This is a genomic window from Robertmurraya beringensis, from assembly GCF_042433785.1.
In the GTDB taxonomy this organism is placed as follows: Bacteria; Bacillota; Bacilli; order Bacillales; family Cytobacillaceae; genus Robertmurraya_A; species Robertmurraya_A beringensis.
This window is the reverse complement of sequence record NZ_JBHLUU010000089.1, coordinates 1-15407: the sequence shown is the minus strand read 5'-3', so window position 1 is coordinate 15407 and position 15407 is coordinate 1. Positions and strand designations below refer to the sequence as shown.

The window sequence follows — 15407 nt, the reverse complement described above, 5'->3', positions numbered from 1 at the left end:
CACAGGTCTAATTGTAAATAAATTTCCAAATGGATGGAGCCACCTTTGTTGGGTATTTACTTTTTTGGCTCTAAATAGAGAATATAATTAAACTGAAAATTACGAAATTATTTATGCAACACTAGTGAAATTAGATCGATTTAATTTTTTCTAACTATATCCTAAAAGTTAGATGAAGAAGGTAAGAGAGGGGGAGATTCAGCTGAAATGAGATTTAATTAAATCGATCTCATTAATGAAAACGCATTCTAAATGGCTAAACTATCTAAATTTTTCACACAAACAAAGAGGGGTCTGAGTTACTTCATTACATTTTTGAAAGCGTTATCTTTTTAAGTGGGTTCAAGATATGTTAATGTTCAGTTTCTAAAACTATCAATAAGGAGTGAATGAGAAATGAAAAGAGCTCTATCTTTATTATTAGTCTTATGTTTAATGATTCTAGGTGCGTGTTCACAACAATCTACAAATAATGAGAAAAATGAGGAACCAAACGACTCAAATGCTAATACCAGTGAAAAATTAATGAAATTAGCAGTTGTAACATCAGAAGATCGATCGCTTACAAAAGGGTTAGTAAAGTTTGGGGAATTAGTAGAAAGTAAAACAAATGGATCCATAAAAGTAGAAGTATATCCAAATGGTCAACTAGGTGGCGATCGTGAGGTATTTGAATCGTTACAATTTGGTTCCATTCAAGGAACTACCATGTCAACTGGACCAATCGCTCAGTTTGTTCCTAAGTTTAATGTATTTGACTTACCGTTCTTATTTCCAAATTCTGAAGTTGCCTATGAAGTATTAGATGGAAAGATTGGGTCTGATTTATTAGCAGAGTTGGAGAGTCAGAATGTAATAGGGTTAAACTATTGGGAGAATGGTTTTAGACATTTAACAAATGGTGTTAAGGAAGTAAAAACACCAGAGGATGTAAAAGGTTTGAAGATTAGAACTCTTGAAAATGATCTCCATATGGATATTTGGTCTGAATTAGGTGCTAACCCAACTCCAATGGCGTTCACAGAATTATTTGCAGGATTACAGCAAGGGGTAGTCGATGGCCAAGAAAATCCAGTAGGAAATGTTACAGCTAATAAATTTTATGAAGTACAAAAATACTTATCAAAGACCGGCCATGTATATAATGCTAGCCCATTCTTAATTAGTAAAGATTTCTGGAATACATTAAGTGATGAGGAAAAGAAGGCAGTACAAGAAGCCGCTGATGAAGCTCGAGATCATCAAAGAGAGTTGAACCAAAAAGAAGATGAAGATGGATATAAATTCCTAACTGAAAATGGTATGACGGTTACTGATATTACAGACGAAGAAAAGGAAGCGTTCCTTGAAAAGGTTAAACCAGTTTATGAAAAGTATTCTGCTAGTATTGGAGAGGAATTTGTAGACGAATTATTAGCAGAAATAAATAACTTGAAAAAATAAGCTACACCGAGCTTAAGGGGGGAAATCCCCTTAAGCTCTAATCTTATCTCTCGTAATACATAATAAATGAAATCACTTAAAGATTATTCTACCTTTAGAAAGAGGTGAATGGATGATGAAATTGTTGCATTGGCTTGACGAGCATTTTGAAGAGTTATTTATAGGCATTTTTTCTTTTGTTATGGTAGTTGTTATTGCTGTTCAGGTATTTATGAGATATGTCCTAGAGAATTCATTACCTTGGTCAGAGGAACTAGCTAGGTACTGCTTTATTTGGTTAGTGTACTTAGGTATCAGCTATGGAGTGAAAAAACAAAAACATATGAGTGTAGATGTACTTTATTTAGCCCTAAAAGGAAAATCACAAGCGACCTTGAGGATAGTAGGGAATTTATTGTTTTTGGTATTTGCCCTTTTTGGCCTGATTTATGGATACCAAATTACAATGAAGCTTCTTACATGGGGGCAATTGTCACCTGCCCTTAGTTTGCCAGTTGGTTTTGTTTACTTAGCTGGACCAATTGGAATGGGATTAACAGCTATTCGTTTGATTCAGCAAATTATCCAACAGGTAAAAATTCTTATTGGGAAAGAAGCTCCACAGCAATAACTGCTCTGTTGTTATTTTTAAAATGTAATGAAACGGAGGGGAAAACGATGACAGCACTTGTCTTATTTGGCAGTCTTGCACTTTTTTTAATACTTACCGTGCCAATTGGAATTTCAATTGGATTATCAACATTAGTGACCATTTTATACACGGGCTCTATGCCATTAGAATATTTAGCACAGGGTTTAATCACTTCAATTGATTCATTCCCTCTATTGGCAGTTCCCTTTTTTATTTTAGCTGGGGAGATTATGGGGAAGGGCGGGCTATCTGATAGATTATTTAAAGTTGCTAATACGATTGTTGGAGACAAAACAGGTGGTATTGCCATTGCAGCAATTATTACTTGTATGTTTTTTGCAGCCATTTCAGGGTCAGGTCCTGCTACTGTAGCTGCTGTTGGAGGAATCATGATACCCGCAATGATTAAACAAGGATACGATAAGAAATTTGCAACAGCAGTTGTCTGTGCGGCGGGTTCTATAGGCGTAATCATTCCTCCAAGTATCCCAATGGTTATGTACGGAGTAGTTGGAAGTCAATCTATAGGGAAGTTGTTCATCTCTGGAATCCTACCAGGAATATTAGTAGGTATCGCTTTAATGATTTGGACGTATATATATTCCCGAAAACAAGGGTACAAAGGAATTGGAAAAAGCACTTTTAAAGATTTCTTGAAAGCCACTTGGGATGCAAAATGGGCACTTTTAGTCCCAATTATTATATTAGGGGGAATATATGGAGGGGTATTTACTCCTACCGAAGCAGCTGGAGTTGCCGTGGTATACGGGTTTATCGCTGGTGTATTCTTATATCGAGAACTTAAAATTAAAGATATTCCTCGAATGCTGGTCGATAGTGGTATTACTACAGCAACGATTATGCTTATTGTTGGAACAGCAACTGCATTCGGCCGAATACTTACGGTCGAACAAATTCCGAGTCAAATTACAGAAGGATTACTTTCTATTTCTAGTAACCCGATTATTATTCTTCTGTTAATTAATATTTTACTTTTAATTGTAGGATGTTTTATGGACACGGTTGCTGCTATTATTATTTTAACTCCACTTTTATTACCTGTAGCAATGAATATTGGAGTAGACCCTATTCACTTTGGTTTAATAATGGTTGTTAATTTGGCTATAGGCTTTATTACTCCCCCGCTAGGAGTAAATTTATTTGTGGGGTCTGGTGTTTCAGGGATTTCAATTGAATCACTTGCGAAAGCGGTTATGCCATTTTTCGTTGCAATGGTTATTACACTTCTTATTTTAACTTATATACCACAAGTGTCTTTATTTTTAGTTGAGTTTATGGAATAACAAAGTTGACACTGATACTTATATACTACATAGTAATAGTATATTAATATTTAATTGTAGTATTTAAGTTACAGAATAGAGACTAAATTATTTTTGGTGAGCTGGTGATTATTGATGACGCATAAAAAAAGAGTAACTCTGCAAGATGTAGCAAATCATGCTGGCGTTTCCCGAGCGACTGCATCATTAATTGTTCGTGGCAGTTCTAAAATTGCAGAAAAGACCAAACAGAAGGTATTGAATTCAATGCATGAGTTAGGCTACGTGTATGACAGAGTTGCTGCCAATATGCGTTCACAGTCTTCTTCGACAGTTGGATTAATAATAACCGATATCGCGAATCCATTTTACGCAGAACTCCTTAGAGGTGTTCATCATTCATTAGAGGAAGCGGGTTATACTGTATTTCTTGGTACTACTTTTGACTCGGATATGAAACAGGAACAGCTTATTTCTAGAATGCTCGAACATCGGGTTGGAGGAATCATTCTATGTCCTGTTTCAGAAAGCTCAGGAAATAGTATAGAACGGGTGAAGGCGATCGACATCCCACTTGTTTTAGCCGTACGAGAAATTGAAAACGTTTCCTGTGATTATGTAGGAATTGACTACGCAGTGGGAGCTCAAATGGCTGTAAATCACTTAATTCATAGAGGTCATAGAAGGATTGCATTTCTTGGTGGAACTTCCCATTCAACCGCTTGGAAGGAAAGGCGAAGTGGTTATTGTAGTGCGTTAAAACAAGCAGGTTTAGACATCGATGAGACACTTATTGTAGAAAGTCCTGTTACGAGAGAAGGCGGAATGGGAGCAATTCGTAAAGTGTTATTCCAGGCAAATCCACCTACGGCTGTCTTCTGTTTTAATGACTTAGTCGCACATGGTGTCATGCTTGGTTTAAATGATGCCGGATTAAAACCAGGGCAAGATCTTGCTGTTGTTGGTTTCGATAATAATAATGAGGCACCATTATATAACCCACCATTAACTACCGTTTCATCATATGCTAGACTTATAGGCTCCCAGGCGGCGATTCTGCTTCACCAAAGAATTGTCAATCAAGAACGTGATACCCAGCGAATTATCTTGCAGCCTGAACTGGTAGTAAGAAAGTCCTCGTAACTGATGTTGTAATATGAAAGGGAGCCTTTACGCTCCCTGTTTGATATGTAAGTTTAATTGTAATTGTAGGTGATAAGTATTATTTTTTTAGATCGATCTACCGAAGATGTATCAAGCTAAAACACTTCATCAACACCCAATTCACTTTAAATTATTGGGAAAATTCAGTAAAAGTGTTTTCAAACAATCGGAAATCATGTATTATTATGGTAACGCTTTCTTTATTGATATTACTATGGTTAAAAGGTGGGGATCTAACTTAACATATTTTTTTAATATTTTATTAGATCGATATAATAACTTATTTACAGATTATGTACGGTAATAACTATTAGGCAAAGGAGTGAATGTATGAACAATCCAACAGTATTCGCGCTACCTTCAAGGGCGTATATTTGCGAAGTTGCTCCTCGTGACGGATTCCAAGCGATAAATGATCAATGGATTCCTACAGAAGATAAAGTATCAATCATTCGGTCGTTAGCAGAAACAGGAGTAACTACAATTGAGATTACGTCGTTTGTTCATCCAAAGGCAATACCTCAATTAAAGGATGCGACAGAGGTTGTTAGATCATGTAATGCCTTGAAAAATATTAAATTTAGAGCATTGGTACCAAACGTTAAAGGAGCAGAAAGGGCCATTGAGGCAGGCATAAAAAAGATAAAGCTCATGTTATCTGCCACTGACTCACATAGTATCTCTAATGCCAATTGTATAACGGAAGAAGCGCAGAATGGCTTTTATCCAATCATTGAATTAGCACAGAAGAAGGGTATAGAAGTGGGAGGATCTATATCTGTAGCCTTTGGATGCCCGTTTGAGGGGAAAGTTCCTCAAGAAAGAATAAATCAGATTGTATATAAATACGAATCTATGGGTGTGAAAGAAATTTCATTGGCGGATTCGACTGGTACTGCAAATCCAAAGCAAGTATATGAAATGCTTGGCCATTTACGTAATGCTTTTCCTGATATTTTATTTACTTTGCACCTTCATAATACAAGAGGTCTCGCCATTGCAAATGCGGTTAGTGCGTTGCAACAGGGAATTGTTCATTTTGATAGTTCGATAGCCGGACTAGGAGGTTGTCCATATTTACCTGGAGCAACAGGAAACGTCGCGACCGAAGATCTGGTTTATGCTTTTCATGAAATGGGAGTTGAAACAGGGATGGATCTTAGTAAGGTTATCCACACTGCAAAAGACGTAAAACAGAAGCTAGGTTGCAGAAGTGAGAGTTATATGTTGAAAGCGGGTCCATCAGCTCTTTTACACACAAAGGTAACAAGTCAACAAAAATTAGAAAAATAATTGAGTAAATAAGATTAGTCTTGTATGTTGGGGAGGGAAATGATGACCAGACCATTTTCAATTGCGCATCTTACTGCACTTAATTGCACTCCAGCGGAAATGATTTATATTGCTTCAAGAACGGGTTATGATTTTGTGAGTCTTCGGCCTATTAATATGGGATTACCCGGAGAGCCCAATTATGACCTTGCAAATAATAAACAAATGATGAGAGATACAAAGGCTGCATTTGCAGACACAGGATTAAGGTTACTAGATATTGAGTTAGCTAGAATTTTTGATGGAATGGATCCATTAAACTACTTGCCAGCTTTTGAAGTTGCTGCAGAGTTAGGTGGACGCCATGTTCTAAGCAGTATTTGGACAGATAACCGAAATTATGCGATTGAGAAATTTGGCGAGGTATGTGATCTTGCTAAGCAATTTGATCTAACAGTTGAACTTGAATTTGTACCCATAGCAAGTGTCAGGAGTCTTGCAGATACGCTAAATATTCTTCATTCTGCAAATCGATCGAACGCGGGAATTATGATCGATACGCACCATTTTCACCGTTCAGGAGATCAACTGGAGGACCTTCAAAAAATTCCTAGTTCTTACTTTCGTTACTTCCATCTATGCGATGCTCCTTCTCAAGCACCAACATCAGTGGATGAAATGAAGCGGATCCTTAGGGAGGAACGTCTCTATGTTGGCGAAGGGGGAGTCGATATTGCTGGTATCGTAAACAGTATACCAGTGAATACACCATGCTCGATTGAAATGCCAAATATTAAACGAGTAAAAGAGCTAGGCTATGAAGAGTACGCGCGACGCTGCTTGGAAACTGCAAAAGACTTTCTTTCTATTCATGCAACCGAGGAGAAATCGTTACGCAAAAAAATCGGACTTTAATTTTCTGATTAATTTATATTTTCAGTTATAAAGTTAAAATTTGATTGCTATTCATTGTAACAAACGGTACTATTATGTTAACGCTTTCTTTATTTTGGATCGATCTAAAAGATTTTTTTGGGTGGTGGTTATTTTATGTGGGGATTACATTTGAAAAACCCCGGGGAACTAGAACTAAAAGAATTTCCAGTTGAATCCCCTCTTAAAGAAAACGAAGTTAGAATTAAACTCATTTATGGTGGAATCTGTGGTTCTGATATTGGTGTTTATAAGGGAAAGATTGGTCACGCAAAATACCCGGTTCGACCTGGTCACGAGTTAGTCGGGAGAGTTATTGAGGTCGGTGAAAAGGTCGATCTTAAAACTGGAACAAAGGTTGTTGTTACACCTAATACTTTTTGTGGCGAATGTGAGAATTGTCAAAGAGGGTATCGAAATATTTGTTCTTTTAAGGAATCTCTTGGGGTCAATGTGGATGGGATTTTTTCAGAAGAGATTACCATTTCATCAAAGTATGTCCTTCCAATTCCTGAGGAATTACAAGATGAAAAAGCAGTATTAATTGAACCGTTTGCCGTAATAACTCATGCTTTTGAAAAAGCTTTTATTACAAAAGGTACAACGGTAGGAGTCATTGGGTGCGGGACGGAGGGAATGCTCTCAATCGCTTTAGCCAACTTTCTTGGTGCGAAGGTTACTGCGATAGATATTTACCAGTCAAAGCTAGAAAAAGTAAAAGCCGCTTTTGGGGTTCATACTGTTTTAGCACATGAAGTGAAGGACGAAAAGTTTGATGTTGTAATTGAAGCAGCTGGAGTAAAACAGGCTGTTGAACAAGCGGTAGGAGTGGTTAAACAAGGAGGATCCGTTATTTTGATAGGTTTAACTCCAGAAGCAACTCTGCCAATTGTACAGATTGTAAGAAATGAAATTACGATACATGGATCTATTATTTATAATTTTCCGGAAGATTTTTCCAAGTGTGTAGACTATCTGCTTAATGATGATTTTGATGTAAAGCCAATTATTTCTAATATTTTCCCTCTTAAAGAGTTTAAAAAGGCATATATATACGCCATCTCAGGTCAGTGCGGCAAAATATTATTAGATTTCAAAGGAGGCCATATATGAAACAGTTAATATCTTATCAATTGGTAAATTATCTAGAAGAAAGAGGCATTGAACATATTTTTGGACTTTGTGGTCACACAAATATTGCCGTACTTTCTGCTTTGGAGAATAGCAAAATTAAGTTTGTGAATGTGAGACATGAGCAAATTGCCGCGCATATGGCTGATGGCTATGCGAGGGTAAAGAAAAAAGCAGCCGTTCTTTTAAGCCACTTAGGTCCAGGACTTACAAACGCGGCAACGGGAGTGGCGAATGCTGCTTTGGATTCAATACCAATGGTTGTTATTGCTGGCGATGTGCCAACTCATTACTACGGCAAGCATCCACATCAAGAAGTAAATTTACATGGGGATGCCACTCAATATGAAATCTATCGTCCTTTTGTTAAAAGAGCATGGAGAGTCGATAGTGCACATCTCTTTCCAGAGATTTTAGAAAAAGCCTTTCAACTAGCTGAAAGCGGAAATCCAGGTCCAGTCTTAATCTCCGTTCCAATGGATATTTTTTCAAAAGAGTTAGAAACCTCTTACTTTGAAAAACAGAAGCTGAATGCAAAGAATCTTCATAAGCCGTCAATTGACAACGAAACAGCAAAGAAAATCATCCAAACGCTAGCTGAAGCGAAAAATCCGATCTTTTACGTAGGTGGAGGGATCTTATTAGCAGATGCAGCAGATCAGCTTAGAGAATTAGTAGATCGATTGAATATGCCAGTAGCCCATTCCTTAATGGGGAAAGGTGCCGTTTCTGATGATCATCCATTGACTCTAGGTATGACAGGTTTTTGGGGAACTAAATTTATTAATGACAAATGCAAGGCCGCAGATTACGTCTTAGGTTTAGGTACTCGCTTTGCCGAGGCAGATAGTAGTTCATGGGAACCAGAATACACGTTCAACTTCCCTCCAACGAAATTAATACAAATAGATATTGATCCGAGCGAAATTGGAAGGAACTACCCAGTTGAAATTGGTGTAGTCGCTGATCTAAAACAGGCCTTAACCGTATTAAATAAAGTGGCGGAAGAAATGTTCCCGTATGGGGTACAACGTGATTCTCTTGATACATTAAAAGAAGAAATTTTGAAAAATCGAAAAGAATTTAAAGAAAGCAATCGAAAGTTTATTGAAGATGAATCATTTCCAATGATGCCACAACGGATTGTTGATGAAGTACGTCAAGTCCTCCCGAAAGATGCTCTTATTACAACGGATGTTGGGTGGAATAAAAATGGAGTAGGACAGCAGTTTCCTATTTATGAGGCTGGGTCCATTCTTACACCTGGAGGGTATGCTACGATGGGATTTGGAGCACCAGCAGCACTCGGTGCAAAAATTGCGGCACCTAATCGAGTCGTTGTTTCATTAGTGGGTGACGGTGGTTTTGGTCAAAATCCAGCAGTATTAGCAACAGCAGCAGAGGAAAACATCCCGGTTGTTTGGGTCATTATGAATAATTTTGCATTTGGCACGATCGCAGGTCTGCAAAAAGCACATTTTGGTACGACCTTAGGGACTGTCTTCCAAAAGGATGGAGAACCTTACTCTCCAGATTATGCAGCAATTGCTAGAGCTTACGGGGTGGAAGGGATTAAGGTTCAGTCTGCAGGAGAATTCAAACCAGCCTTAGAAAAAGCCATCAAAGCGAATAAGCCAGTCGTTATTGATGTAGCGATGCTGAATAACCCAGTACCTACCGATGGACATTGGAACATCATGGATATCTATTCTCCTGGGAAAAGTGTCCACCACGTTTCTGTTTAATAAAAGTAAGGGTTCTATGATTCTATTTAACATTAATAAGATCGATCTACTAAGCTATCAAATTTGTAGGAGGTAATGTTATTGTCTACCAATGCAGTCAAAAAACAAACCGAACTCACGGAAGACCAACAAAAGGAATTAGATCTCGCGTTTGAAAAAGCAAGAAAGGCAATGGAGATCATTGAGTCTTATAGTCAGGAAAAGCTGGATCGCTTATGCCAGGCAGTCGCATGGGCAGTATCCAATAAAAAAACTTTTTCTGAATTAGTTGATATGGGAATTGAGGAAAGTAAGCTAGGTGACCGTGTAAGTCGAATGGGGAAACGAATGAAAATTCGAGGGATTTTGCGAGATGCCCTCCGCCAAAAAAGCGTGGGTGCTATTGAGGAAATACCTGAAAAAGGAATTGTGAAATATGCGAAGCCCGTAGGTATTATCGGTTCGATTGTGCCAACAACGAATCCTGATCTAACTCCAGCAGGTACCGCTATTTATGCCATAAAGGCACGAGATGCGGTTATCTTTTCACCGCATCCTCGTTCGAAAAAAACGACTTTTGAAACGGTTAGGCTCATGAGGGAAGCGCTTGAAAGGGAAGGGGCACCAGCTGATCTTCTACAGTGTTTAACATTAGTTAATATCCCAATGACAAAAGCACTTATGTCAAGGTCAGATCTAGTCCTTGCTACGGGTGGGAAAGATATGGTCAAAAGTGCGTATAGTTCAGGGACACCGGCCTACGGTGTAGGAGCCGGTAATTCTACCATGATCATTGATGATACAGCTGATGTGAAAGAAGCGGCATTAAACACTATGCTCAGCAAAACATCAGACTTTGGTTCTGGTTGTTCTGCAGATGGAAATTTAATTATTAGTGACAAGGTATATGAAGCGGTGCTAGAAGAATTGGTGAAAGTTGGAGGATATTTAGCGAATGATGACGAAAAAGCTAGCCTTCGTTCGGTTATGTGGGATGCAGAGGGGCATCGTCTTCCTAACACGGTCGCAGTTGCTCCGCAACTCCTAGCTAAGGAAGCGGGTTTTTCGATTCCTGAAGATCGAAAATTCATCATTGTAAAGGGCGATAAAATCGGAAAAGAATACCCTTACTCGGGTGAAAAATTAACCACATTGTTAGCGGTGTATAAATATGAAGGTGAGTTTGAACATGCACTTGATATGATGAGAGCCATTTATGAAGTGGGAGGAAAAGGTCATTCATGTGGTATTTACTCGTTTAACGATGATCATATTCACCGTCTTGGGCTAGCGGCACCAGTGAGTCGGATTATGGTTCGCCAACCCCAGTCAAAAGCTAACGCTGGTTCATTTACGAATGGTATGCCAATGACGTCAAGTCTTGGTTGTGGAACTTGGGGAGGAAACATCATCTCAGAGAATGTGAATCTTAAACATTATATGAACTATACATGGGTGTCGAAACCAATTCCAGAAGATAAACCTACCGATGCGGAGTTATTTGGTGAATTTTTTGATCCAGAGCTAGAAAAATAAAATAGTTAGATAGATAAAGAGGCAGACTCGTAGAAACAATAAATTGTGACTTTTGAGTAGCCTCTTTATTTTCATCTATAAATGCACCGTAATTCCTACAACCATGTCTACTAAAGTAAAGTCAATCAGAATTAATGGCAAAAAAGTAGATTACCGTTCAGCTAATAAGGTTTCTGTTGAAGACGGCACCGTTATTAAAATTGACATCGTAGCACCTGACAAAGTAACAACAAGTACCTATACCTTCACGGTAGAAAAATATTAACTGAGTTCGTAGGAACCATGTAGTAAAGGTATGGTTCCTACGAGACTCATATGTTAGGAGTGAAATAGGATGAATGGTAAAAAAATCATGTTTTTGATGGTGATTTCACTAATGCTACTAAGCCTTGTCATGCCAGTTTCAGCTGCATCAATAAATAATAAAAATGCTTTTAAACTAGAAGCAACTTCCTTAGATGGAATGGAAAAACCAGCTATTGATATTACATTAGGTAACAAGTTGCCATTAAACGGGTATTTTACTCGAAATGTTACTGTGGGGGATGAGACGCGTACGGTAAAAATCTATGTAGCGCCAGAAACGACTGTCCGAGATTATTTTACGGTCATAGCGGCTCCGGATGGTATGACGACTGAAGAGTTCCTTCACAAAAGCGGATGGCTGGATATTGCGGATAAGAAATCAGAAGGATTATTCATACTAGAGCCTGGTGTGAATGGTTGGGGAAGTGCGGAAGAAGAACTTGCCTATATTAATGAAGCTGTAAAAGTATTAAAAGATACGAAGTATTACAATACTTTTGGTGTCTTTTATTTAGCCGGATATGGTGACGGTGGAACAGCTCTACAAGCCTGGGCGATGCAAAATCCGCTCTTTGTCATTAGCTCTGTTTTTGTAGAAACAGAAGATCTTGATGCAGAATTTATTCAGAAGACAGGAGAAAAAACTTTTGCTGAAAATAGAGAGATTTCTTACTCTGAGGTTCCTGTTCCTACTTGGTTGGTAAATGATAACCCAAGTGCCGTAGAAAACTTAGTCGAATACTGGAAAGGTGCTAATGACACAGTTGCATCGGGAGAGAAAGGATCAACAGAGGGATTGATGGGAAGTACCGTTTATATACAGAAAGAAGATTCTGATCGTATTGTCACTTCTTATAGCGATGTACGCTCTAAAGTGGCTGTTCTTGATCAAGGCGGAAACGGAGTATATAAAACGGGTTTCACGAAGAAAATTTATAATTTCCTTTCTTACTATACGCGCTATGACAATACAACCGTTAACGGAAATGTTCTAGGTGTAAGACCTGATTACGAAAAAATGGGTGTTGAGATCAAGGAAATGCAATTAGATGGATATACTCGCGAGTATTTAGTTTATGTCCCGGATTCTGCACCTGAGGAAAACATTCCGGTAGTTTTCGTACTTGCAGGAAACACGCAAACGGCACGAGTATTCTTTGACGCCAGCCATTGGTGGGAGGTAGCGGACAAACACGGATTTATGCTTGTTATGCCTAGTGAACAATACAATTCATCAACAGATGTAACATGGAATGTTAACTACGCACCTAATAAGCAAAATGATTTTGTTTTCCTAGAGGAAATAGTTAAGCAAATTGACAAAGATTACAACATTGATCCTGGGAAGCGATATTTAACTGGTCAATCTCTTGGCTCCATGTTCACGAACTATGCGAGTGCCGTCATGCCCGAATACTTTACTGCTTTTGGTTCTACTTCGGGTCCGCTTTTAAGACCTGTTGAAGGGAAAAATGATAAAGTACCGTTTTATCTGCTCTTTGGTGAATATGATATTTGGAGCTGGGACCACACGATAAAAGGACAAACAAATACGACTGTGAAATTGGATAGAAACGAACTTGGTGAGCTGAGTGATGCTATTGTTACCACAAAAGACAGATATACGACATACACTTGGTACGATAACAATGAAACACCGATGTACAAATATACTCAGACAAAAGATAGAGCCCATAACTTCATTGTGTCAGAAGTATGGGAACTATGGGAAAACTGGTTCTCTCATTGGGAAATGGATGAAGAAGGAAACCGTCATTATACGGAGTAAGTCCAGAACAATTATTTACCATATAGAGGGAGCTGTGTTATACTAATTTTACTAACTAGAAAGGGATGATGGGTGAACGATGAAGAACTAATCTTATTTTAAAACGATTGAAATTTCATATTTCAAATCACAAAAAATAGGATTAGTCTGCCCATTATCTATACGGTTCTTAGCTTTTTTACGGAAAAGCTTTATTTGACTATGGTATGAAACGACTAATCCTTCCTATCCAACAGGGAGGATTTTTTGTTCTCCCTGCAAACCGAGGGGCTGAAATCATGAGAGAACTTTTTAAATGTAAAGATGTTAGCTATGAAATAAATGACGAAACCCTTTTTAAAGATGTAAATGTTCATGTTCATGAAGGAGATGTCATAGGAATTATAGGAAAAAATGGAGCTGGGAAATCAACCTTACTTCATGTTATATACAACCAGTTAGTTCCCACTAAAGGAAATATTCAGTGGGTTGAAAAAAATGTGAAAATGTCGTTAGTCGAACAGGATACGGAAGTCTTTTCTGTGGAGGAAGAGTCACCGGTGTTTTATAAAAAATGGATATTGCCAACACACATTGATTTTTCCAATTTAAGTGGAGGAGAAAGGCTAAAACTTCGATTAGCACATGGCTTTTCAGAGCAATCTGATCTCTTGTTATTGGATGAACCTACCAATCATTTAGATGAACAAGGCTCACAACTATTGATTGAACAAATAAAAGCTTATAAAGGATCGATTATTCTTGTTTCCCATGATCGGTATTTTTTAGATAAAGTAGTAACAAAAATTTGGTCTATTGAAGGGACTAAAATTTTTGAACATAATGGAAATTACTCGAGTTATATGTTAGCTCGTGAACAGAAAAGACATTCCCAGCAGCGAGAATATGAGAAGCAACAACAAATGGTCGAACGTATTGAAGCTCAAATAAATGAGCTCACTTCTTGGTCTCAGAAAGGTCACGCTCAATCAACCAAAAAAGAAGGAATGAAGGAATACTGGCGTGTAAAAGCAAAACGCATGGATGCTCAAGTTCAGTCTAAACGAAAGCGTCTTGAAAAAGAGTTAGAAAAAGCGAAAGTCGAGCGGGTTGAAGCAGAGTATGATGTTCGTTTTACGATTGAAAATCATAACAAGGTGGGGAAACGATTTCTAGAAGTGAAGGATTTGTCAAAGAATTTTGATGGTCGAGTGCTATTTAATAACGTTAATTTTACCATTCTCCACGGTGAGAAGGTCGCTATTACTGGTTCGAATGGAAGTGGTAAAACAACATTGATAAAAATCATACTTGGTCAGGAACCGTCAGATGGAGATGTATGGATTTCTCCAACAGCAACCATTGGTTATTTGACACAAGAAGTATTTGATTTACCATTGGAAAAAACACCGGGGGACCTTTTTCACAAAGAAACCTTTAAGGCAAGAGGGAAAGTTCAAAATCTTATGAAGCATTTAGGTTTTACAGCTTCTCAATGGAAGGAACCGCTTCAAAATATGAGCATGGGTGAACGAGTAAAGTGTAAACTGATGAGATATATTTTAGAAGAAAAAGATGTGCTCATATTGGATGAACCTACCAATCATCTTGACTTACCTTCCCGAGAGCAGTTAGAAAGGACTTTGGCAGAGTATAATGGCACGTTAATCATTGTTTCTCATGACCGATATTTTTTGGATAAGACGACAAATACAAAACTTGTTCTTGATAATAGGACTATCCAAAAACAACTAAGTGAGGTTACACAAAAATCAAGTGATTTAGAAGAATTGCAGTTAAAGCTTGAAACAGAGAGACAAGAAGTTCTAGGGAAACTCAGCTTTATGACTCCAAAAGATCAATCATATAAAGAACTTGATTGTAGATTTAAGGAACTGACAAGAAAATTAAAAGAGCTTAAATAGTGGTGAAGCCGGAGAGCCTTTTGTGTAAGGCTCTTTCCGGTGCCTTCATACTTGTAATTGATATAGTGTAAATATTACAATACATATGAAGTTATTCAATAATCCTGATTTAAATAACAAATGACCCAAGCCTAAAAAATAAGTTTCTGAAAAGTTGAAAAATGTCACTAGTGTTGTATAAATAATGTCATAATTTTCAGTTTAATCATCTTTCTTGATTAGAGCCAAAAAGGTAAATACCCTATTAAAGGTGGCTCCATCCATTTGGATTTTATTTACAATTAGACCTGT

General features: G+C 37.8%; 11 protein-coding genes. All 11 read left to right on the top strand.

Going from position 1 to position 15407, the window contains the following annotated elements:
- Positions 1 to 396: 396 nt before the first annotated feature.
- The 11 genes from ACFFHF_RS12740 (at position 397) to abc-f (ending at position 15116) form a co-directional block, all read left to right on the top strand.
- Positions 397 to 1443 carry a DctP family TRAP transporter solute-binding subunit gene (locus ACFFHF_RS12740; protein WP_160547895.1) on the top strand — a complete coding sequence of 349 codons (1047 nt, stop codon included), beginning with the start codon at positions 397 to 399 and terminating at the stop codon, positions 1441 to 1443.
- Positions 1444 to 1555: 112 nt separating this feature from the next.
- A complete protein-coding gene (locus tag ACFFHF_RS12735) occupies positions 1556 to 2053 on the top strand; it encodes a TRAP transporter small permease (RefSeq protein ID WP_340903382.1) in 498 nt (165 codons plus the stop codon).
- A 47-nt stretch (positions 2054 to 2100) separates the two neighbouring features.
- The gene (locus ACFFHF_RS12730) at positions 2101 to 3378 is read left to right on the top strand and encodes a TRAP transporter large permease subunit (protein WP_160547896.1); all 1278 of its coding nucleotides are present in this window, start codon (positions 2101 to 2103) and stop codon (positions 3376 to 3378) included.
- A 114-nt stretch (positions 3379 to 3492) separates the two neighbouring features.
- Positions 3493 to 4500: a substrate-binding domain-containing protein gene (locus ACFFHF_RS12725; protein ID WP_160547897.1), complete on the top strand. Its 1008-nt coding sequence runs from the start codon at positions 3493 to 3495 to the stop codon at positions 4498 to 4500.
- A gap of 351 nt (positions 4501 to 4851) precedes the next feature.
- On the top strand, positions 4852 to 5814 hold the full coding sequence (locus tag ACFFHF_RS12720) for a hydroxymethylglutaryl-CoA lyase (protein WP_160547898.1): 963 nt from the start codon (positions 4852 to 4854) through the stop codon (positions 5812 to 5814).
- A 42-nt stretch (positions 5815 to 5856) separates the two neighbouring features.
- Positions 5857 to 6708: a TIM barrel protein gene (locus ACFFHF_RS12715; RefSeq protein WP_160547899.1), complete on the top strand. Its 852-nt coding sequence runs from the start codon at positions 5857 to 5859 to the stop codon at positions 6706 to 6708.
- 135 nt (positions 6709 to 6843) lie between these two features.
- Entirely contained in the window at positions 6844 to 7839 is a 996-nt protein-coding gene (locus ACFFHF_RS12710; RefSeq protein WP_160547900.1) for an alcohol dehydrogenase catalytic domain-containing protein, read from the top strand.
- The gene (locus tag ACFFHF_RS12705; protein WP_160547901.1) at positions 7836 to 9602 is read left to right on the top strand and encodes a thiamine pyrophosphate-dependent enzyme; all 1767 of its coding nucleotides are present in this window, start codon (positions 7836 to 7838) and stop codon (positions 9600 to 9602) included. Before ACFFHF_RS12710 ends, ACFFHF_RS12705 begins: the two co-directional genes overlap by 4 nt.
- 81 nt (positions 9603 to 9683) lie before the next feature.
- Positions 9684 to 11117 carry an aldehyde dehydrogenase family protein gene (locus ACFFHF_RS12700; RefSeq protein ID WP_340903385.1) on the top strand — a complete coding sequence of 478 codons (1434 nt, stop codon included), beginning with the start codon at positions 9684 to 9686 and terminating at the stop codon, positions 11115 to 11117.
- 334 nt (positions 11118 to 11451) lie between these two features.
- The gene (locus tag ACFFHF_RS12695; RefSeq protein ID WP_160547904.1) at positions 11452 to 13212 is read left to right on the top strand and encodes an alpha/beta hydrolase-fold protein; all 1761 of its coding nucleotides are present in this window, start codon (positions 11452 to 11454) and stop codon (positions 13210 to 13212) included.
- Between the two features lie 278 nt (positions 13213 to 13490).
- A complete protein-coding gene (gene abc-f, locus ACFFHF_RS12690) occupies positions 13491 to 15116 on the top strand; it encodes a ribosomal protection-like ABC-F family protein (RefSeq protein ID WP_160547905.1) in 1626 nt (541 codons plus the stop codon).
- Positions 15117 to 15407 lie beyond the last annotated feature (291 nt).